Here is a 20,853-nt window from a genome sequence, read left to right on the forward strand (position 1 = left end):
TTACAGCGTACGGGCGATTTCCTGAACTTCGAACACTTCCAGGGAGTCGCCCACCTGGATGTCGTTGTAGTTCTTCAGCGACAAGCCGCACTCCAGACCGGCGCGTACTTCTTTCGCGTCGTCCTTGAAGCGTTTGAGCGAGTCGATCTCGCCGGTCCACACCACGATGTTGTTGCGCAGCAGGCGTACCGAGGACGAACGCTTGACCACGCCATCGGTGACCAGGCAACCGGCAATCGCGCCGACTTTCGAGACCAGGATAACCTGGCGAATCTCGACCTGACCGATAACGGTCTCGCGCTTCTCTGGCGCCAGCATGCCCGACAACGCCGATTTGATCTCGTCGATCGCATCGTAAATGATGTTGTAGTAGCGGATGTCCACGCCGTTCGACTCGGCCAGCTTGCGCGCCTGTGCATCGGCACGGGCGTTGAAGCCGATGATGACCGCTTTCGAAGCGACCGCCAGGTTGACGTCCGATTCGGTGATGCCGCCGACCGCTGCGTGCACGACTTGTACGCGCACTTCGGAGGTCGACAGTTTTTGCAGCGAGCCAACCAGCGCTTCCTGCGAACCCTGCACGTCGGTCTTGATGATCAGCGGCAGGTTTTTGACTTCGCCTTCGGCCATCTGGTCGAACATGTTTTCCAGCTTCGCGGCTTGCTGCTTGGCCAGTTTCACGTCGCGGAACTTACCTTGACGGAACAGACCGATTTCGCGGGCTTTACGCTCGTCCGCCATGACCATGACTTCTTCACCGGCTTGCGGCACTTCGGTCAGACCCTGGATTTCGACCGGGATCGAAGGACCGGCTTCGTTGATCGGCTTGCCGTTCTCGTCCAGCATCGCGCGAACGCGGCCGAAGGAGGAGCCAGCCAGGATCACGTCGCCGCGCTTCAGCGTACCGGACTGAACCAGCACGGTCGCGACCGGGCCCTTGCCCTTGTCCAGACGGCCTTCAACCACCAGACCGCGCGCAGGCGCATCGATCGGGGCTTTCAGTTCCAGCACCTCGGCTTGCAGCAGCACCTGTTCCAGCAGGGCGTCGATGCCCTCGCCGGTCTTGGCCGATACCGGCACGAATGGCGATTCGCCACCGTATTCTTCCGGCACCACTTGTTCTGCGACCAGCTCTTGCGTCACACGGTCCACGTTACCGCCCGGTTTGTCGATCTTGTTGATCGCCACCACCAGAGGCACGCCGGCCGCTTTCGCGTGAGCGATAGCTTCCTTGGTTTGCGGCATCACGCCGTCGTCGGCTGCCACCACCAGGATGACGATGTCGGTTGCTTTCGCACCGCGGGCACGCATCGCCGTAAAGGCTTCGTGACCCGGCGTATCCAGGAAGGTGATCGTGCCGCGTGGGGTGTCCACGTGGTACGCGCCGATGTGCTGGGTAATGCCGCCGGCTTCGCCCGACGCCACTTTGGCGCGGCGGATGTAATCCAGCAGCGAGGTTTTACCGTGGTCGACGTGACCCATGACGGTAACGACCGGTGCGCGCGGCACGGACTCGAAGTGAGCGTGCTCACCCTGGTCGGCCAGCAGTGCTTCCGGATCGTCCATCTCGGCGGCGAAGGCCTTGTGGCCCATTTCCTCGACCAGAATCATCGCGGTTTCCTGGTCCAGCACCTGGTTGATGGTGCACATCTGGCCCAGCTTCATCAGTTGCTTGATGACTTCGGAAGCCTTGACGGACATCTTGTGCGCCAGTTCGGCCACGGTGATGGTTTCCGGCACGTAGACGTCTTTGACGACGGCTTCGGTCGGCGCCTGGAAATTGGTTTCGCGGTCATCGGCGTGCGAGCCACGACGGCCGCCCTTGCCACCACTGCGCCAGCCGTCACGGCCACCGGAACCGGTGTTGCCACGGCCCTTGTTGGCGGTGTTGCCAGGTGCGCCGCGTTTCTTGGCGTCGTCCTGCCAGGTCGACGAGACATTGGCCGACTTGATCGACTTCTTGTCCGCGCTGACAGGCTTCTTGTCGCCTGGCTTGTCGCCAGGTTTGGCGACGGCGCCGGTGGCTGGCTTGTGCAGCGTGCCTTCGGCAACCTTGGCCTTGACCGGCGCAGGCGCTGGTTCAGGGGCTTTGATGGCGCGGCGTGGCGCGTTCATCATGGCCTTGATCTGTGCTACTTCGTCAGCCACGGCTTTGCGTGCCAGCTCGGTGGCGGCCGCTTTGTCGGCGGCTTCCTTGGCGGCGGCGGCGGCCTTCTTCTTGGCTTCTTCGGCAGCGGCTTTTTTCTTTTCTTCGGCGGCGGTGTCGGTCGCGGCTGGCGCGGCGCCAGCGGCTACGGCGGTCGCAGCGGCAGCGGCCTTGACGGCGGCTTTCTTCGCTTCGGCGTCGGCTTCCTTCTTGGCTTCGGCTTCGGCGGCGGCGGTGGCTTTAGCCTGCGCTTCCTTTTCCGATTCCAGCTTGGCCAGGCGCTCTTGCTTCTCGCGCAGTTCCGCTTCCTGACGTGCGATCAGTTCCGCTTGCTTGCGTGCTTCTTCTTCACGGCGAGCGACTTCAGCGGCGTCCACCACCGGGGCGGCAGGCGCCACCGGCGCGGCGGCTACCGGCTCGTCGCGCTGGACGAAGGTGCGTACCTTCTTCACAGCGACCTGAATCGTGCGGGCCTTGCCATTGGCGTCGGCCTGCTTGATTTCAGTGGTTTCTTTGCGCGTCAGCGTGATCTTCTTCTTTTCGGTATCAGCCGATGCACCGTGGGTACGGCGCAAGTGATCAAGCAGCTTATCCTTATCATCTTTCGACAATGGATCTGACGTCGAACTTTTTTCGACGCCGGCAGAACGCAGCTGCGTCAGCAGCAAATCTGCAGGCATCTTCAGTTCGGTGGCAAATTGGGCTACGTTGTTACTCGCCATTCAGTCCTCTTTTCTATGTGTCGCGGAGATGATAAAGATACTCAAATTAAGCCTTTGCGGATTCGGCAAGACTCCATGCCTTGGCTTGCAAGCCTTTGGCACGATCGTCGTACTTTGAGTCAACCAACTTCATCTCATCGTCGGTCACATCTTCAAATTCACTCTTAATCAGTTCTCGTGCACGGTCGGCGGACAGGGCCAGGATGGCGCCAAATTCGTCGTAAGCCAGTGCAGCAAATGCTTCTACAGTCTTGATACCAGCCAGGCCGAGCTTGCCTGCGGTGATGCGGTCCATGCCTTCCAGACCGACCAGCGCCTCGTCCATGCCTTCCAGGCCTTCTTCCGAAGCGATCGCTTCGGTGACCAGGGCGTCACGGGCGCGGGTGCGCAGTTCGTTGACGGTATCTTCGTCGAACGATTCGATTTCCAGCATTTCGGAGATCGGCACGTAAGCGATTTCTTCCAGGCTGGCAAAGCCCTCTTCCACCAGGATGTCGGCGACTTCCTGATCGACGTCCAGTTTTTCCATGAACAGTGCACGCACTGCCGCGGTTTCCTGGGCTGCCTTGTCGGCCGATTCTTCGGCCGTCATGATGTTGATCTTCCAGCCGGTCAGGTCGGAAGCCAGGCGCACGTTCTGGCCGGAGCGACCGATGGCGATTGCCAGGTTTTCTTCGTCGACGACGACGTCCATCGCGTGCTTCTCTTCATCGACCATGATCGACGAAACGTTGGCCGGAGCCAGCGCGCCGATGACGAATTGCGCCGGGTCTTCGGACCACAGCACGATGTCGACGCGTTCGCCGCCCAGCTCGCCGGTGACAGCCTGCACGCGCGAACCGCGCATGCCGACGCAGGTGCCGATAGGGTCGATGCGCTTGTCGGCCGTGTACACGGCGATCTTGGCGCGGACGCCGGCATCGCGTGCCGCCGATTTAATTTCCAGCATGCCTTGCTCGATTTCCGGCACTTCCAGCTCGAACAGCTTCATGATGAAGTCTGGAGCGGTACGCGACAGGATCACTTGCGGGCCGCGCATATTGCGGTCGATACGCAGGATGAAGGCGCGGACGCGGTCACCGATACGCAGGTTTTCTTTCGGGATCATCTGGTCGCGTGGCAGGCGGGCTTCGATCTTGCCCGACTCGACGATCGCGTCGCCGCGTTCCATGCGCTTGATGGTGCCGGTCACGAGCGAGTCGCCGCGCTCCAGGAAGTCCACCAGGATCTGTTCGCGCTCGGCGTCACGCACGCGCTGCAGGACGACCTGTTTGGTGTCTTGCGCAAAGCGGCGGCCGAACTCGACGGATTCGATAGGCTCTTCGATGTGGTCGTCCACTTCGATGTCCGGAATCTGTTCCTTGGCTTCGAAGTGCAGGATTTCCTGGTCAGGCAGTTGCAGACCTGCCTCATCAGGCACGACGTGCCAGCGGCGGAAGGATTCGAACTCACCCGACTCGCGGTCGATCGAAACGCGGATATCGACTTCACCTTCATAGCGTTTCTTCGTGGCTTGCGCCAACGCGAACTCCAACGCGCCGAAAACCACATCTTTATCGACGTTTTTCTCACGCGCCAGCGCGTCTACCAATAACAAAACTTCGCGACTCATGCTTTGCGTCCCTTAAAAACCACCTGTGGCACCAAGCGTGCCTTATCCACATCGGCGAGCGTAAACTCCAACAGCGCCGGACCATCATTGCTTTCAAATTCCAACGACAAATTATCGCCCTGGGGTTCTTGCAGAATCCCCTGGAACGATTTCCGGTTGTTCGTACCCGGCATTGCGGTGCGCAGTTTGACGATTGCTTCGCAACCGGCAAAACGCACGAAGTCTTCCAGCTTGCGCACCGGGCGATCCAGCCCTGGCGACGAGATTTCGAGACGCTCGTAATTCACGTTCTCGACCGTCAGCACGTGCGACAGCTGGTGGCTGACCGTAGCGCAATCTTCTACGGTAATCGGGCCTTTTTCTTCGGCGTCGGCTGCGCTGAAATCGATAAAGACGCGCAGCAGTCCGCGCTCGGCCCGTTCGACATCAACCAGCTCATAGCCCAGACCGGCAACGGTCTTTTCAATTAATTCCGGCAGCTGCAAGAAATTCTCCAGATCAAGGCCTGTTTCCAACTTATCAAAAACAGACCGTTCAAAACGGTTCACCAAAAAAAAAATGGGCATCTGCCCATCTTCTTGTAATACTCAGCCAGATGAAAGCATTCTCAGGGATGTACCCTGCGAAGAACTTTTACTAGGCTGGTTATTATAACCTTATATGCTTTCCGCTGCAATGCCGCACGGGGCGGAAAAGCAGGCTTACAACAGTTCATACAAGGCCAGAAGCCTTACAAACAGGGGCTTGCGCCCCGTTTTGCAAGTTGACTGCCTTAACCCTTGCGGCGACGCGGCATGCCGTGATCGATGGCGCCACCACGCGGCGGCTGGTTGCGGCGCGGTGCGCCGGCATTACCGAAACCGAAAGTGGTTTGCAATGGATCCGGCTGGCGTGGACCGCGGCTCGGGCCTTTGGCCGATTGGCCGCCGCCCTGCCCTTGTCCACCCTGGCCGCCACCCTGGGCACGCCCCTGGCCTTGACCTTGCGGACGGCCACCCTGGCCTTGCGGACGCGCCGGGCCTTCGCCCAGCGGACGGCCGCCGGCGTAACCGCCGATGCCTTGCGGACGGCCGCCTGGACGGCCGGACGTCTGCGCACCAGCACCACCCGGACGACCGCTGCCCTGGCCGCCACGGCCATTGCCGGCACCAGCACCGCCTGGGCGGCCCTGACCGCCGCCGAAGCCACCCTGGCCACGGCCATTGCCGCGCGGGCCCTTGGCGAACGGCATCGCGTTGGCGTTGCTGACGTCGGCGCGGTTGAAGTTCGGTTCGTCGTGATCGTCCTCGTCGTCATCGTCGAAGTCGCGATCGTCGCGCTCGGCATCACGGCCGCGTTGCGGACGCTTTTCCGGGCCCTTGTTCTGGGCCGGCTTGGCTTGCTGCGGGCCTTTGCCGCGCGGGGCGGCAGGCGCGTCGCCGCCTTTTTTATCGACGCCGTAGGCGGCCAGCATGTCGCGCACGGTGTTTTCTTCCAGCTCTTCCCAGCGGCCGCGTTTCAGGCTGCTTGGCAAGGTCATCGCGCCGTAGCGGGTACGGATCAGGCGCGACACGGTCAGGCCGATCGCTTCGAACATGCGGCGCACTTCGCGGTTACGGCCTTCGCCGATGATCACGCGGTACCACTTGTTGATGCCTTCGCCGCCGCCGTCGGCGATCTTGGAGAACTGCGCCAGGCCGTCTTCCAGCTCGACGCCGGCCAGCAGCTTCTGGCGCATGCCTTCTTCCAGCACGCCCAGCGTACGCACCGCGTATTCACGGTCGATGTGGTAGCGCGGGTGCATCAGACGGTTGGCCAGATCGCCGGAGGTCGTGAACAGCAGCAGGCCTTCGGTGTTGAAGTCCAGGCGGCCGACGGCCAGCCATTTGCCAGCCTTCATGGTCGGCAGGCGATCGAACACCGATGGACGGCCTTCCGGATCGTCCATCGAGACGATTTCGCCGGCAGGCTTGTGGTACACCAGCACGCGCGGCGGCTTCTTGCTGACGCGGCGCTGGATCAGCTTGCCGTTCAGGCGCACAGCGTCGGTCGGCAAGATGCGCTGGCCGATGTGGGCCGGCTCGCCGTTGACCGACACGCGGCCGGCAACGATCAGTTCTTCCATGTCGCGGCGGGAACCCAGGCCGGCTTCGGCCAGCACCTTGTGCAGCTTGGGCGCGTCGTCGTCGGAGGTCAGGTCGCGGCGCACGGCTTTCGGCGCGGCGTGGCGGCCCTTGGATGGCTCGTCGCTGTCGAAGGCGTCCGAAGTGACGTAGGAGAATGCTGCATCCGCGTCGTTCGGCTTGCCGCCGGCGTTCTGGCCGTTGCGTGGCTTGCCGTTCTTGCCCTTGCCGTTCTTGCCGTTGCGCTGGCCATCGGCGCGTGGACCGCGCTCGTGGCGTGGCTTGCCACCTTCGGCTGGAGCGGCGCCGTCGGCTGCCGGAGCGGCTTCGCCATCGGCGGCTACGACCGGTTCCGGACGCGGCATCATGGCCTGGCGGGCGGCGCGCTGTTCGCGCATCTGGCGCGGACCGCGTGGACCGCGCGGACCACGTTCTGCGCGCTCGCCGGCTTCGGCAGGAGCGGCTTGCGCTTCGACTGCTGGGGCTGGAGCTGCCGCAGAGGCTGCTGGTGCGGCGTCGGCGGCTGGTGCGGCGGCTGGCTTTTTGGCGCGTGGCGCCTTGGCTGGCGCATCGGCGGCTGCGGCTGGCGCGGCGGCTTGCGGCGCGGCTTCAGCGGTAACGGCTGCATCGGCGGACTTGGCGGCCGGCTTGGCGCGCGGCTTCTTCACTGGGGCCGGCGCATCGGCGGCGGCGACTTCGGCGTCAGCCTTGGTCTTGCGCTTGGCCTTGGCGGCGACTGGCGCATCGCCGGACGCGGCAGCGCTCGGCGCATGCGCCTCGCCATCGGCTTCGATCTGGGCTTTGGTGCGACGCTTAGGCTTGGCGGCCACTTCGGCCGGCGCTACGTCGTTGACTGTCTCTGGGGAATTAGGATTGTTCATTATTCGTTTCTTGGTTGTGCTCAGCGTCAACCGTTACATCTGGCGCGGGTTGTGTTTGTGCTTGCTGGCCGGCTTCCGGGCTAGTCGCGGCTTCTGCTTCGGCCACTGGCAACTCGCTATCCGTACCATCTGGTTGTTGCGCGGCTTGGTGTGCCGCTTTGTCAAAGTTTTCCTGCAGGGCTGCTTCCAGCGCTTCCATGTCCGGACCGCCTCCCTGCGCATCGCTGATTTGCTGCAAAGGAGGCAGCTGGGACAGCGAATTCAAGCCCAAATCATCCAAAAACTGCTTGGTGGTGCCCAGCAAAGCCGGGCGGCCGACGACGTCGCGATAACCGATGGCGTCTACCCAGCCCCGGTCTTCCAACATCTTGATCGTCTGCGAATTGACGGCGACGCCGCGTATTTCTTCAATATCGCCCCGCGTGACAGGCTGGCGGTAGGCGATGATGGCCAGCGTTTCCAGCGTCGCCCGCGAATATCTTGGCGGCTTTTCCGGGTTCATCCGGTCGAGATACAGCTTCATCTCGGGGCGGCTCTGGAAGCGCCAGCCGGTCGACAGGCTGATCACTTCAACGCCCTTGCCGGCCCAGTCCAGCCTTAATTCTTCGAGCAATTCCTTGATCGTATCGGAACCGACTCCGGGACCGCGCGGCCTGTCTTGATCGTCCACCTCGACAAACAGCTTTTTCAGACTGTGGATCGACAATGGCTCACGAGCGCATAGCAAAGCGGTTTCGAGGACTCTTTTAGCCTCTGCTGTATCCATAGCAATCTTGTGGTTGCATTTTCATGCAAGAAAGAAATCAATCACATTCAGTGAGGCAATGGCTGGCATCAATGATGCTGCCTGCTGGAATAACTCGCTGAAGCTGTTTTTCCGACGCCCGGGCCGATGCGCGCCAGGCGGGAGAGAGGGACATGCCGGCAACGGCCTAGGCCATCGCTTTCTACGTGAAACGCGGCCGACAGGCGCAGTTTTCGGGCGAAAACATACGAGACCGATCAAAGACGTTTCATCCAACAAGCCGAATTGTACCTGATAAAACGGCAAAACGCGCGTTTCGGCTTCATCGAAATGTAACTAGCCTTACGCGGCAGCAAGTCTTTCTGACAAGATTGCGGAAACGCCCACAAACGCCGGGTATTCGGCGGTGATGACCCAGGTCGGCACTTCGGACAGGTATTTGTTGAAGCGGCCCTTGGCCTCGAAGCGGGCGCGGAAGCCGGAGCGGTCGAAACGCGCGCCCAGGCGCGGCACGATGCCGCCGCCTATATAAATGCCGCCCTGCGCGCCCAGCGTGACGGCGATATTGCCGGCGATGGTGCCCAGCATGCAGCAGAACGCCTCGATGACTTCGTCGCACAGCGTGCATTCGCCGGCCAGCGCGCGGCGCGAGATGTCGGCGGCGCTCAGTTTTTCGGCCGGCATGTCGGTATGGTCGGCCAGCGCGCGGTAGATCAGCTCGATGCCGGCGCCGGACATCAGGCGTTCGGCGGAGACGTGTTCGAATTCTTTCCAGGCAAATTGCAGGATGGCGACTTCGGTGGCGTTGGCCGGCGCGAAGGTGACGTGGCCGCCCTCGCTCAGCAGCGCGGTCCAGCCGTCCTTGCCCGGGATCAGTCCGGAGACGCCGAGGCCGGTGCCGGCGCCGATCAGGCCCAGCGGCGTGCCGGCGATGGCGGTACCGCCGCCGACCTGGTGTTTTTGGGTGGCCGACAACTGCGGCAGCGAACTCGCCAGCGCGGTGAAGTCATTGACGACGACCAGCGTGTCGAAGTTGACTTCGCGGCGCAGCGCCTCGATCGAGAATTCCCAGTGGTGGTTGGTCATGCGCACCATGTCGCCGGTGACAGGATTGGCGATAGCGATAGCGCCGTTCCTGATGCCGGTGACGCCGGCCTGGGCGACGGTCGGCGAGGCCAGATAGGCAACCAGGGCGGCGGCCAAGGTTGGATACGCGGCACAAGCCAATACTTCGATCGCTTCAATCCGGCCCGGAGCGGTCTCCAGCGCAAAGCGCGCGTTGGTACCGCCGATGTCCGCCAGCAGACGCGGGCCACCTGGGAATGCAGTGGTCAGGGAGGGAGGCGTTTGAAGGGACTGAGCTGTCATGATAGATCGAAAATAGTTGAGGCCTAAGCTTAAGGTATTTTCACGCAGAGAAGCAAGCGAAGTTTGTAGTTTTAGTACACATGAAGCAGCTTTGCCACATGAAATTACAATGCGGGATATTTTTTACGTAGTATGACTACGATTTTTAGGAGCAATATTGCGGGCTGGACTACGGTTGAGCGGTCTCAAAACGGCGGGGATAAATGCGGTCAGTCTTGAGTCTTCACTGTCAGAACGGGAGAGCTCGAATGACCACGCATGCCACACGCAAGAAAAGAGTCGCACACGGAGATACGTCTGAACGGGATCCATCGGTGGTTCCCGAGTCGTCCAAAAGCGCGCTGCGGGAAGCTATGCGGTTGGAAAAAATTCCGACCACACAGTTTCAAGATCTGCTGTGGATCATGGCGCAGGAATCCAGTGGAAAAGTTGACGCGCGCAATAGCTACTCTACGGCGCGAGGCTTGTTCCAGCTATTAAGAAACAACTATGAACTAAACCCGAACGGGGCAGATTCGTTCGGCAACGACGTGGAAGAATGCCAGGGAGGCATCCGATATATCCGTCAGCGCTATCATAGTGCAGCCAAGGCCCGGAAATTTTGGCAAAGACATCACTGGTATTATTAACCATGACGCCCCTATTCCACTTACTGACCATAACAGCATTTGCCCTGACCGCCATGGACGCGAGGGCGGAGGCTCCGCCATTCTCCCGCTTTCCTGCCAGCGAAAACTACACAGGCCCCGTAGCAAAACCCATATTTCGCACGACGGTCGACCGTGAATTTCGCACCCGCCTGAGCGCAGCCGCGAAACAGCCGGTAAATTTTGCCGGCCGCTATGTGCTGAGTACCTGGGGCTGCGGAGCGCAGTGCTTAATGGGGGTAATTCTGGATGCCCGCAGCGGAAACGTGACTTGGCTGCCATTCACTGTTTGCTGCTCCCCGGACGCCACAAAGGAACCCATCGAGTTCCGTCGCGACAGCACCCTGCTGGTCATCCGGGGGATGCGCAATGAGCAGGGGCAAAATGGGACGTTTTATTACCAATACGATCACGACGACCTGAGGCTGATTCCCGACCAGCCTCGGGCCAGCGATTAACCGACCGAGGCCGTATTGCCCTCGTCGACTTCGCGGGGCACGCCGAACGCGGCGTTCCAGGCATCCAGGCCGCCATGCAGGGGCTTGGCGCGGCTGTAGCCGTGGCCGATCAGCTCCTTCGCCACGTGGGCGGCGGTGACGTCGTTCGGGCAGCTGCAGTAGACGATGATGTGGCGGTCCTTGGCCAGCGCCGCCAGCTCCGGTATCGGCTCGCCGCCGTTGAACAGCAGCGCGCCCGGCACGGCCGGCTCCAGCATCTGCGCCGTGACGCTCCGGGCGTCGATCAGCACCGGCTCCTTGCCCTGCTCCAGCAACTTTTTCAGCTCGTCGATGGTGACGCGGTCGATTTCCACCGACTGACGGAAACGCTTGCGCTCGATATATTTGAAGCCGACGAACAGCAGCAGCAACACGCCCAGCACGATCAGCGCGGTGGTGCCCATCGTGCTCAGGATCTCCAGCACCTGGTCGATCTGGGTGTGGAAGCCGGCGCCGATGGCGATGCCGGTGCCGCTCCAGACGATGGCGCCGGCGATGCTGAAGCCGAGGAAGGTAGCGTTGCTGGTGCCCATGGCGCCAGCCAGCGGCGGCGCGATGGTGTTAAAACCGGGAATGAACTTGGCCACCACCAGCGCCTTCGGGCCCCAGCGGTTGAAATTGTCTTCGGTCTGGCTGACGCAGTAATCGGGCGACAGGGAAATCTTGCACAGCAGCCGCAGGATGCGCTTGCCGTAGTAGCGCCCGGCGCGGAACCAGAAATAGTCGCTGATCAGGCAGGCAACCACGCTGACCGACAGCACGGCCAGCCAGCTGCTGTCGCCATCGACCGACAGGGCGCCGGCCACGATCAGCAAGGGGAACGCAGGAATCGGCAGGCCGATCTGCTCAACCAGTACGATCGCAAACACGATCAGTACGCCATATTCTTGCAATAAAAGGATTAAGTTCGCCATACGGATATCTTATCTTAAAAAGCGCTTAACCGTGACGCGGTATTGCGGCCAGCAAGGCCCGCGTGTACGGGTGCCGGGGATCGCGGTACAACTGGTCCGAATCGGCCATTTCCACCACCGCGCCCTGGTGCATCACCATCACCTGGTCGGCGATGTACTTCACCACCGACAAGTCGTGCGAGATGAAGATGTATGACAGTCCGAACTCATCCTGCAGATCCTGCAGCAGGTTCAGCACCTGCGCCTGCACCGACACGTCCAGCGCCGAGACGGACTCGTCGCACACCAGGATCTCCGGCTGCATCGTCAGGCAGCGCGCGATGGCGATGCGCTGCCTCTGGCCTCCGGAAAACTCGTGCGGATAGCGCAGGAAGGCCGACGCCGGCAGCCCAACCTTTTCCAGCAACTGGTGGGCCAGCGCGACACGCTCGCGTTCGCCTGCTCCGATGCGGTGGATGCGCATCGGCTCCAGCAGGATCTGGCCGACCGTGAAGCGCGGGTTCAGCGAGGCGTACGGGTTCTGGAAGATGATCTGGATGCGCCGCTTGTAGGCCTGGAATTCACGCGCCGACATCGCCAGCAGGTCGCGGCCGTCGAACAGTGCGCTGCCGCCGCTGGCCTGGTGCAGCCGCAGCAGGGTCAGGCCGACGGTGGTCTTGCCGGAGCCCGATTCGCCCACCACGCCCAGGGTCTTGCCGCGCGCCAGCGTGAACGAGACATCCTTCACCGCCTGAAACTCGCGCTTTCCGAACCAGCCTTCGCGCTGGTAAAAACTCTTGCTGAGGTTGTTCACCACCAGCAGCGGCTCGTCGTCCGGCCCGCTGCCGCGCTGGCGCTCCAGCGGATGCAGCGGCGTGACGCCCTGCCCTTCGGCGATGTCGCCGCCGGCGTAGCGCTGCGGCGGGGGGCCGGCCATGTAATCGGCGATCACCGGCAAATGCCAGGGCCGCGCATCGAGCGACGGCCGGCAATGCAGCAGCGCCTTGGTGTAGCCGTCCTGCGGCTGCTCGAGCACCGCGCGCGCAGGGCCGGCCTCGCGCACCTCGCCGTGGCGCATGACGATCACGTGGTCGGCGATTTCCGACACCAGGCCGAGGTCGTGGGTGATGAACAGCACCGCCATCGCGTGGCGCTTTTGCAGGCGCGCGATCAGTTCCAGGATCTGCTTCTGGATGGTGACGTCGAGCGCGGTGGTCGGCTCGTCGGCGATCAGCAGGCGGGGTTCGCAGGCGATGGCCATGGCGATCATCACCCGCTGCTGCTGGCCGCCGGACATCTGGCTGGGATAGGCGTCTATCCTGGTCTCCGGATCGGGGATGCCGACTTCGTCCAGCAACTCCAGCGTGCGGCGCCGGGCCTGGGCCGCGCTCATGCCCATGTGCAGGCGCAGCACTTCGGCGATCTGCGCGCCAACCGTGAACACCGGGTTCAGCGACGACATCGGCTCCTGGAAGATCATCGCGACCTCCTTGCCGCACAAGGCGCGGCGTTCGGCTGCGGACAGCGCCAGCAGGTCGCGGCCGTCGAACAGGATGCGGCTGGCGGGGGCTATGATAGTGCTGTCGGCCGGCAGCAGGCCCATCACGGCGAGCGAACTGACCGATTTGCCGCTACCCGATTCGCCCACCAGCGCGACGGTGGCGTTGCGCGGCACCTGGAAGGACACGCCCTTGACGGCGTCCACCGTGGCGCGGCGCCCGCTGCGAAAGGCGATACGCAGATTGCTGATGTCCAGCAGTGGACGATCGGAAGATTGAGCGCTCATCATTTAACCTTGGGATCGAGGGCGTCGCGCAGCGCGTCGGTGAACAGCGAGAAGGCTGTCACCAGCAGCGCCATGGCGATGGCGGCGGCAGTCAGCTGCCACCAGCGGCCGAGTATCAATTCGTTCTGCGCTTCGTTGAGCATGCTGCCCCACGACACCACGCCCACCGGCACGCCGAAGCCGAGGAAGCTGAGGATAACCTCGGCCTTGATGAAGCCCACCACCAGGATGGACATCTGCACCAGCGCGACGTGGCTGACGTTGGGGAAGATGTGGGTGAACATCTTGCTCCAGTGCGAGGCGCCGATGGCGTCGGCGGCCAACACGTATTCACGGGATTTGTGCTTGATGTATTCGGCGCGGATCAAACGGTAGGGGCCGGTCCAGCCGGTCAGGCCGAGGATCAGCACGATGGTCAGCACGCCCTTCTGCTGCAGCACGGCGGCCACGGCCAGTATCATCAGCACCGAGGGGATGGCGGTGAAGATGCTGTAGAACCAGTTGAAGCAGTCGTCCACTACGCCGCCCCAATAGCCAGACAGTGCGCCGAACAAGGTGCCCAGGCTGACCGCCAGCAAGGCCGCCACCAGCCCGACCACGATGGAGGTCTCGCCGCCCTTGATGGTTTTCTTGATGACGTCGTGGCCCCACTTGTCGCCGCCGAACGGCAGCGTCGGCCGCCGGCCAGCGCCAGCTTGGGTCGCCGCGGTTGAGCCCGCAGCCGTCGCACCGCGCAATTGCGCCAGGTCGTCGGCCAGCGGATCGGCGACGCCGTACATCTCCACCGCCCCTGCCGCAGCGGGCGCGAGTTGCGCGCGCAAGGCGCGGATATCGTCGGCCAGCGGATCGAAAGGGTTGTCCGGCAAGGCCTGCGTCGGCGCGGCAAGGGCAGCCGTCTCGCTGGAAGCCGGGGTGGCGCCCACAAAACCCGGTGGCGCATAATTCACCCCCACCTCCGCCTCCCAGTCCGCCACGATCAGCCCGCTGGCCGACAGCACCAGCATCAACAGGAAAGCCGACACCACCGCCAGCGACGCCATGGCCACGCGGTCCGCGCGCAAGCGCCGCCAGGCCAGCAGCCACAGTCCGGGCGACCCGGCATGCACGACGGCCGTCATGTCAGCTGCACCCGCGGGTCGACCGCCTGGTACATCAAATCCGTCAACAGATTGAACACCATGGTCGCCGCAGCCACGTACACGGTGATCGCCTTAATCACCGGGAAGTCGCTGCGTTCGACCGCCAGTATCACCTCGCGCCCTATGCCCGGTATGCCGAAGAAGCGCTCCAGCAAAAAGGCGCCGATCAACAGGGCCGGCAGGTTGGCCATCACATGCGTGATGATGGGAATGGCCGCGTTGCGCAGCACATGCACCCACATCACGCGCCGCTCGCTCAAACCCTTGGCGCGCGCGGTGCGCACGTAATCCTGCCCCACCTCGTCCAGCACGAAGCTGCGGTAAAGGCGCAAGGTCGGCGCGATCGACACCGCCAGCCCGATCAAAATCGGCAAGGTGGCGTAGCGCAGCAGGTTCTCCCAGAAGCTCTCGCCCCAGCCCTGCACCGGAAACCAGCCCAGCTTGTAAGCCAGTCCGTACTGGAACACGATGATGTAGACCAGGATGCTGATCGACATGCCCACGGTGCAGGCGATCATCACCGCCCGGTCCGTCAGCGAGCCGCGCACGAAGGCGACCACCAGCGCCAGCGCGATGCCCAGCAGCGTTTCCAGCAGCGTCAGCGGCAGCAGCACCGTCAGCGACGGCCCCAGCCGCGTGGCGATGATGTGCGACACCGGCTCCCCGGTCGCCCAGCTGAGGCCGAAGTCGAAGCTGGCGATCTGCTTGATGAAGATCCACAGCTGCACCGGATACGACTGGTCCACGCCCAGCTGATGGCGGATGTTGGCGATGCTCTCGGCATTGGCCATCTTGCCGGCCAGGATGTAGGCCGGATCGCCGCCCACCCAGTTGAACAGCACGAACACCAGCAGCACCACGCCCAGCATGGTCGGCAGCATCTGCCACAGGCGCCGCACAATATAAGCCAACATTTCTAGTCCTTGCGCTCGATATCGATGTACTTCCATTCCTGATGCAGGATGGGATGCTTCTTATACCCCAGCACGGCCGGTTGCGCCAGCATGCTGCGGTAGCGCGAATAGGCCGGCATCGCCGCCGCCTGCACTTCCAGCAGCCGCGCCATCTTGCGGTACAGCGCGTCGCGCTGCGGTCCCGGCGGCATGGCGTGGCTGGCTTCGTACCACTGGTCGAACTGCGGATCCTGGTAACAGCCGTTGTTGTTCTGGTTGATGTTGCGGCCGTAGAACAGCTGCATGAAGTTGTCGCCGTCCGGGTAGTCGGCCATCCACTGGTAGGTGCGCGTCTGCAGCTTGCACAGCAGTTCCGCCTGCTGGATGTCGCTGAAGATCATGCGCTGGTTTTCCATGCGGATGCCCAGGCGCGTGTAAGTCTTGCGCCACAGCTCGGCCATCAGCACGCCGGCCGCCTCGTTGCGCGAGGTGTAGTGGATCAGCAGCGGCTTGCCGTCCGGCAGAGTGCGCCAGCCGTCGGCGCCCTTCTTGTAGCCGTAGCGGTCCAGCAGCTGGTTGGCCAGCACCGGATCGTAGCGCAGCAGGCCCTGGTAGCCGGGATCGTGCCCTTCCACCCCGGGCGGGATGGGGAACTCCAGCCGCCGCGCCTCGCCGTTGAGCACCAGGCGGATTTCCTCGTCGACGTCGTGCGCCATCGCGATCGCGCGGCGCAGGGCGATCTTCTCCTTGCCAAAGCCGCCCACCACCGGATCGCGCATATTCCAGTAGTAATAGGTCAGCACCGGATCGACGATGCGCGACAGCTGGATGCCGCGCGCCGCCAGCTCCGGCCGCAGCTTGCCGTCGATCAGGCCCTTGGGCGACAGCGGGCCGTCGAGCCAGAACAGATCGGCCTCGCCGCTGGTGAAGGACAGCCAGCGCGACTGGTCCTCCACCTGGATGCTGATCTCGATGCGGCCGATCTGCGGGATCTTCTTGCCCTGCATCTGGCGGATGATGCGCTCGTCGTCGGCGCGGTCCTCGGCGCTGGGTTCGAAGTTCCACTGCTCGGCGCGGTGGCCGGTGTTCTCCTCCAGCACGATACGGCTGCCGCGTATCCACTGGCCCAGCTTGTAGACGCCGGTGCCGACCGGATGGCCGGCCACCTCGCCCTTGCTGTCGCCGTACTTCTCCACCACTTCGCGCGCCACCGCCGCCATCGGCTCGTAGGCCAGGATCATGCCCAGGCTGAAATCGCTGTGCGTCAGATGGATGCGCAGCGTGTAGCGGTCGATCTGCTCCAGGCCCGCCACCGGCGCGTCGTAGTCGAAGCGGCCGGTCTGTTTGGCCTGCTCGGCCAGCACGTCCAGGCCCACCACCTTGCCTTCCAACAGCCAGCTGTTCGGCGAGGCCAGCCTGGGGTCGAACAGCCGCTTCCACGAATACACGTAGTCGGCCACGGTCAGCTCGCGCGGCTTGCCGCCGAAGGCCGGGTCGGGCGTGAAGTGCACGCCCGGCTTCAGGCGGATCAGATAGGTCTTGCCGTCGGCCGACACCTCGGGCAGGGTCGCCGCCGTCTCGGGCGCCAGCTTGACCGGGCGCGCGAGGTAGTCGTAGGTGTACAGGGTTTCGAAGATCGCTTCGGTGATGTGGCCCGTATATAAGTCCCGGCCCAGCGCAGGGTCGAAACTGGCCTCGGCCGCCGGCAGGATGTAGCGCAGCGTCTTGACCGGCGGCGCCGCCAGCACCGCCAGCGACCAGCAGGCGGCACTCAAGGCGGCGGCGAATTTGATGCACTGCATACGCGTCCTCTGGCCGCTGATAAGTGCCTGAACAATACAACAAATCGCCCGCAGCCGAAATGGGCCACGTGATAGCGAATGACTAATATGCCGGCGCGGGCGCGGCGAACCCGATACACCGCTTCATGTCGCATAAATGTAACGCCATGTAGTGGCATGAATGCAGGTTCATGAAATTGCATTGCACCAACTTGTTGCATGCAACCGACGAAGTCACAAGATTTTCCCTTCTTTTTTGATACTAAATCAATGTTACACACCGTTTTTTTGCTGAACGCACCAAATTAGAGCGTTTTCACATCCTTTTTTGGATCATTATTGTTACAAAGTAAATAATAATCTTTAGCTATCGCCTTGGTAGTTTGTACGTTGACAGTCGATGTCGCCGGGTGATCTGATGAAAAGACGAAAAGAACGTTGGTGTTTTTTTCAGACGGCATGGCATCGCCGATAAAAAAAACAAATCACACCCCTGTGTTTACCGTTTTCAATTGGGAGCAAGAAAATAATGATGGTTGAAACTGTATTGTCCCGCTCCGTACGCCTGATGTGCGCCGGCGGCTTGGCCCTGAGTATGCATGCGGCGTTCGCGCAGACCAGCGACAGCGACAATGTCGCCCGCGTTGAGATCACCGGTTCGTCGATCAAACGTATCGCCAAGGAAGGTTCGCTGCCGGTCCAGACGCTGACCCGCGCCGACATCGAACAGAGCGGCGCCAACAACGTTGCCGACCTGGTCGCGCAACTGCCATCGATGCAGGGCTTCATCACCTCCTCGACCTCGGTCAACGGCGGCGGCGGCGGCGTGCAAACCGCGTCGATCCACGCCATCGGCACCCAATACACGCTGGTACTGTTGAACGGCCGCCGCATGGCGCCTTACGGCACCGGCAGCGCGGTCAACCTGGCCAGCATTCCGCTGTCGGCGGTCGAACGCGTCGAGATCCTGACCGACGGCGCTTCGACCCTGTACGGCTCGGACGCGATCGCCGGCGTGGTCAACTTCATCCTGAAAAAGAACCAGCGCGACCTGACCGTCGAAGGCACCCTCAACGCGCCGCAGAAATCGGGCGGCAAGAGCAGCAACATCTCCATCTCCAAAGGTTTCGGCGATCTGGAAGCCGACGGCTACAACGTGCTGCTGGCCTACAGCCACGATGAGCAGAAGGAACTGAACGCCAGCCAGCGCGATTTCGCCAACTCCGGCGTGCACAAATTCACCCAGAACGGCAAGCAGTACGCGACTTGGCAAACCAGTATCAACTCGACCCCGGCCAACGTCGAAGTCGTGACCGCCGACGACGACGACGTGCTCAACACCGACCTGCTGAACAAAGGTTCCTGCACCCAGCCGCACACCTTCTCGCGCAGCGGCGCCTGCCGTTTCGACTATGCTTCCACGGTCCAGCTGCTGCCTGAACTGAAGCGCGACAGCATCTTTGCATCCGCCACCAAGCGCCTCGGCCAGGACACCACCGTGTTCAGCGAACTGGTGCTGTCGAAGTTCACCAACACCGCGCGCTACGCGCCGGCAGCCCAGCCGCTGACCGTGTTCAGCACCGATCCGGTGTCGGGCGTGAAGACCGTCAATAACAGCTACATCGGCGCCTACAACAAGAGCATCGTGCCGCTGCTGGCCGGCCAGGGCGTGAACCCGAACGACGTCACCGACGCGCTGTGGTACTACCGCGGCGCCGACGCCGGCGGCCGTACCGATGAATACCGCACCGACGCGGCCCACTTCGTACTGGGCATCGACAGCTCGTACGCGGGCTGGGATGTCGGCGGCGCCTTCACCCATTCGCAAAACAAGCAGACCGACCGCGCCATGGCCGGCTACATGAGCGGCGACAAGTTCGAAGAACTGGTCCGCACCGGCGTCTACAATCCCTTCGTTTCCAGCACCGGCGCCGCCGCACTGCTGGCCCCGGCCGTGCTGCACCAGGAACTGGACGTGACCAAGTCCAAGATCGACGTCATCAGCGCACACGCTTCGCGCGAAGTGTTCAACCTGCCGGGCGGCGCTGCGGCACTGGGCGTCGGTGCCGACTTCACCAAGCAGACCTACCAGGACACCCCGGCGCGCATCGCCATGGGCCCTGGCGCCGGCAATCCAGGCTGGACCGACGTGGAAATCGGCGGCGGCACCGGCTCGCAGGCACTCGACGCCAGCCGCAACAACTGGGGTAGTTTCGCCGAGTTGCTGATGCCGATCGCCAAGAACCTCGAAGCGACCACCGCCGTACGCTACGACAGCTACGCCGCCGTCGACAAGAAAAACGTCAGCTACGACGCCACCGGCAAGGCTTCGCCGTCGGGCAAGGTCGGCGAAGACGTGGCCAAAGCCACCTACAAGCTGGCCGTGCGCTACACCCCGACCCAGCAGCTGCTGCTGCGCAGCTCCTACGGCACCGGTTTCAAGGCGCCGACCATGAACAACATCGCCGATCCGCTGAAAAACGCCGGCTCGTCGAACGCCTTCCCGTGCCCGATCAAGACCGCCACCGATCCGCGCTTCGTCTACTGCCGTCCGGGCTCGTCGGAATACGGCCTGCTCGACAGCGGCAACCCTGCCACCGGCGCCGGCGCGCTGAAGGCCGAGGAATCCAAGCAGGCAACCGTCGGCTTCCGCCTGGAGCCTAACAGCATGGTCTCGTTCGGCCTGGACATGTGGGACGTCAAGCTGAAGAACCAGATCCGCACCTTCTCGCAGGACCAGCTGTTCACCAATCCGGTCCTGGCCAACCAGTGGATCGCGGTGTACGCCGATCCTATCCAGAAGAGCAACGTGCTGGTGGCCGTGCGCGCACCGATGAACCTGGCCTCCTCGCACTTCCGCGGCCTGGACTGGGACACCACCTTCCGCACCGCCACGCCGATCGGCAAGGCCAGCGTGAACTGGACCGGTACCTACATGCTCAAGGCTGAGCAGGATGTGCCTGGCGTCGGTACCGAGAAATCGATCGGCCGCTTCGACTCCTACGACGACGTGGTGTTCCGCGTCATCTCGAAAGTGGTGTTCGCGCTCAAAACGTCCGACAAGCTGAGCAACTCGCTGACCGTGAACTACCGTTCCGGCTACCACGACAAAGTGCTGACCGCGGATGACGCAGCGGTACGCGTGGTCAACGCCGACGGCAGCATCGGCGGCGTGGCCGGCATGGAGCGCGACGTCAAGTCGTACACCACCGTCGACTACCAGATCAAGGCCAACTACATCAAGAACCTGACCCTGACCGCCGGCATCAAGAACCTGCTGGACCAGGATCCACCGTTCTCGGTACGTAACTCGGGCGGCGGCAATCAAGTGGGCTACGACGGCCGCTACTCCGATCCGCTGGGCCGCACTTTCTACCTGACCGCGACGTACAAGTTCTAAGCCTCCGGCCTCCGGCCGAAAGCGCATGACCTTGCAGCCCCGTCTTTTTCGGAAGACGGGGCTTTTTGCGTTGTGAGCCGCGACAACTGTGGCATTAATGTAACGTTCAGTTACCGTTCCAAACCAGGCCCATGGTTCGGCGCCGGCACCACCATGTTGCAAGCCGACGACGGCACCTCAATACTTTCCCTTCTTTTTACCAAATTCACAATGTTTTATACATGCCAAGTCAGCATGCACC

The 20,853-nt window shown here is 62.6% G+C and carries 14 protein-coding genes; 3 read left to right on the top strand and 11 right to left on the bottom strand.

Features of this window, described 5'->3' with window-relative positions; genetic code table 11:
* From infB to GEV01_RS12715, 6 genes are all read right to left on the bottom strand, one after another.
* Positions 1-2,868, bottom strand: a complete 2,868-nt coding sequence (infB, locus tag GEV01_RS12690; RefSeq protein WP_152804768.1) for a translation initiation factor IF-2 — start codon at positions 2,866-2,868, stop codon at positions 1-3.
* A gap of 46 nt (positions 2,869-2,914) precedes the next feature.
* Positions 2,915-4,480, bottom strand: a complete 1,566-nt coding sequence (nusA, locus tag GEV01_RS12695; protein ID WP_008445733.1) for a transcription termination factor NusA — start codon at positions 4,478-4,480, stop codon at positions 2,915-2,917.
* Positions 4,477-4,965, bottom strand: a complete 489-nt coding sequence (gene rimP, locus GEV01_RS12700; protein WP_152805689.1) for a ribosome maturation factor RimP — start codon at positions 4,963-4,965, stop codon at positions 4,477-4,479. Before rimP ends, nusA begins: the two co-directional genes overlap by 4 nt.
* Positions 4,966-5,252: 287 nt before the next feature.
* Positions 5,253-7,463, bottom strand: coding sequence for a pseudouridine synthase (locus GEV01_RS12705; protein WP_152804770.1), 2,211 nt, complete (start codon positions 7,461-7,463; stop codon positions 5,253-5,255).
* Positions 7,450-8,229: an SMC-Scp complex subunit ScpB gene (scpB, locus tag GEV01_RS12710; protein WP_152804772.1), complete on the bottom strand. Its 780-nt coding sequence runs from the start codon at positions 8,227-8,229 to the stop codon at positions 7,450-7,452. The genes GEV01_RS12705 and scpB overlap by 14 nt, the downstream gene beginning before the upstream one ends.
* A 321-nt stretch (positions 8,230-8,550) precedes the next feature.
* Positions 8,551-9,576 (bottom strand): glucokinase, encoded by a 1,026-nt coding sequence (locus GEV01_RS12715; protein ID WP_152804775.1) that lies wholly within the window; start codon positions 9,574-9,576, stop codon positions 8,551-8,553.
* 248 nt (positions 9,577-9,824) lie between these two features.
* Here GEV01_RS12715 and GEV01_RS12720 point away from each other — a divergent pair, with 248 nt between their 5' ends.
* Both GEV01_RS12720 and GEV01_RS12725 read left to right on the top strand, forming a co-directional pair.
* Complete coding sequence (locus GEV01_RS12720; RefSeq protein WP_152804777.1) at positions 9,825-10,205, top strand: aggregation-promoting factor C-terminal-like domain-containing protein; 381 nt, start codon at positions 9,825-9,827, stop codon at positions 10,203-10,205.
* The gene (locus tag GEV01_RS12725; protein ID WP_152804779.1) at positions 10,178-10,681 is read left to right on the top strand and encodes an SET domain-containing protein; all 504 of its coding nucleotides are present in this window, start codon (positions 10,178-10,180) and stop codon (positions 10,679-10,681) included. Before GEV01_RS12720 ends, GEV01_RS12725 begins: the two co-directional genes overlap by 28 nt.
* On the opposite strand, the gene GEV01_RS12730 is transcribed toward GEV01_RS12725, so the two are convergent.
* The 5 genes from GEV01_RS12730 to GEV01_RS12750 are packed head-to-tail and all read right to left on the bottom strand — an operon-like array spanning position 10,678 to position 17,233.
* Entirely contained in the window at positions 10,678-11,634 is a 957-nt protein-coding gene (locus GEV01_RS12730; RefSeq protein WP_152804781.1) for a VTT domain-containing protein, read from the bottom strand. The two genes, GEV01_RS12725 and GEV01_RS12730, sit on opposite strands and share 4 nt — an antisense overlap.
* Before the next feature lie 25 nt (positions 11,635-11,659).
* The gene (locus tag GEV01_RS12735) at positions 11,660-13,399 is read right to left on the bottom strand and encodes an ABC transporter ATP-binding protein (RefSeq protein ID WP_152804783.1); all 1,740 of its coding nucleotides are present in this window, start codon (positions 13,397-13,399) and stop codon (positions 11,660-11,662) included.
* The gene (locus GEV01_RS12740) at positions 13,399-14,517 is read right to left on the bottom strand and encodes an ABC transporter permease (RefSeq protein WP_152804786.1); all 1,119 of its coding nucleotides are present in this window, start codon (positions 14,515-14,517) and stop codon (positions 13,399-13,401) included. Before GEV01_RS12740 ends, GEV01_RS12735 begins: the two co-directional genes overlap by 1 nt.
* A complete protein-coding gene (locus tag GEV01_RS12745; protein ID WP_152804787.1) occupies positions 14,514-15,452 on the bottom strand; it encodes an ABC transporter permease in 939 nt (312 codons plus the stop codon). The genes GEV01_RS12740 and GEV01_RS12745 overlap by 4 nt, the downstream gene beginning before the upstream one ends.
* A 2-nt stretch (positions 15,453-15,454) precedes the next feature.
* Entirely contained in the window at positions 15,455-17,233 is a 1,779-nt protein-coding gene (locus GEV01_RS12750; protein WP_152804790.1) for an ABC transporter substrate-binding protein, read from the bottom strand.
* A gap of 511 nt (positions 17,234-17,744) precedes the next feature.
* Between GEV01_RS12750 and GEV01_RS12755 the strand changes: the two genes are divergently transcribed.
* Positions 17,745-20,612, top strand: a complete 2,868-nt coding sequence (locus GEV01_RS12755; protein ID WP_235914346.1) for a TonB-dependent receptor domain-containing protein — start codon at positions 17,745-17,747, stop codon at positions 20,610-20,612.
* Positions 20,613-20,853 lie beyond the last annotated feature (241 nt).

Source organism: Rugamonas rivuli, from assembly GCF_009380165.1.
GTDB lineage: Bacteria > Pseudomonadota > Gammaproteobacteria > Burkholderiales > Burkholderiaceae_D > Rugamonas > Rugamonas rivuli.

Excerpts from the sequence above, each read along its gene's own strand:
- infB (WP_152804768.1), bottom strand. The coding sequence starts at position 2,868 with ATGGCGAGTAACAACGTAGCCCAATTTGCCACCGAACTGAAGATGCCT.
- nusA (WP_008445733.1), bottom strand. The coding sequence starts at position 4,480 with ATGAGTCGCGAAGTTTTGTTATTGGTAGACGCGCTGGCGCGTGAGAAA.
- GEV01_RS12740 (WP_152804786.1), bottom strand. The coding sequence starts at position 14,517 with ATGACGGCCGTCGTGCATGCCGGGTCGCCCGGACTGTGGCTGCTGGCC.
- GEV01_RS12745 (WP_152804787.1), bottom strand. The coding sequence starts at position 15,452 with ATGTTGGCTTATATTGTGCGGCGCCTGTGGCAGATGCTGCCGACCATG.
- GEV01_RS12715 (WP_152804775.1), bottom strand. The coding sequence starts at position 9,576 with ATGACAGCTCAGTCCCTTCAAACGCCTCCCTCCCTGACCACTGCATTC.
- GEV01_RS12755 (WP_235914346.1), top strand. The coding sequence starts at position 17,745 with ATGGTTGAAACTGTATTGTCCCGCTCCGTACGCCTGATGTGCGCCGGC.
- GEV01_RS12730 (WP_152804781.1), bottom strand. The coding sequence starts at position 11,634 with ATGGCGAACTTAATCCTTTTATTGCAAGAATATGGCGTACTGATCGTG.
- GEV01_RS12720 (WP_152804777.1), top strand. The coding sequence starts at position 9,825 with ATGACCACGCATGCCACACGCAAGAAAAGAGTCGCACACGGAGATACG.
- GEV01_RS12735 (WP_152804783.1), bottom strand. The coding sequence starts at position 13,399 with ATGAGCGCTCAATCTTCCGATCGTCCACTGCTGGACATCAGCAATCTG.
- GEV01_RS12705 (WP_152804770.1), bottom strand. The coding sequence starts at position 7,463 with ATGAACAATCCTAATTCCCCAGAGACAGTCAACGACGTAGCGCCGGCC.
- scpB (WP_152804772.1), bottom strand. The coding sequence starts at position 8,229 with ATGGATACAGCAGAGGCTAAAAGAGTCCTCGAAACCGCTTTGCTATGC.
- GEV01_RS12750 (WP_152804790.1), bottom strand. The coding sequence starts at position 17,233 with ATGCAGTGCATCAAATTCGCCGCCGCCTTGAGTGCCGCCTGCTGGTCG.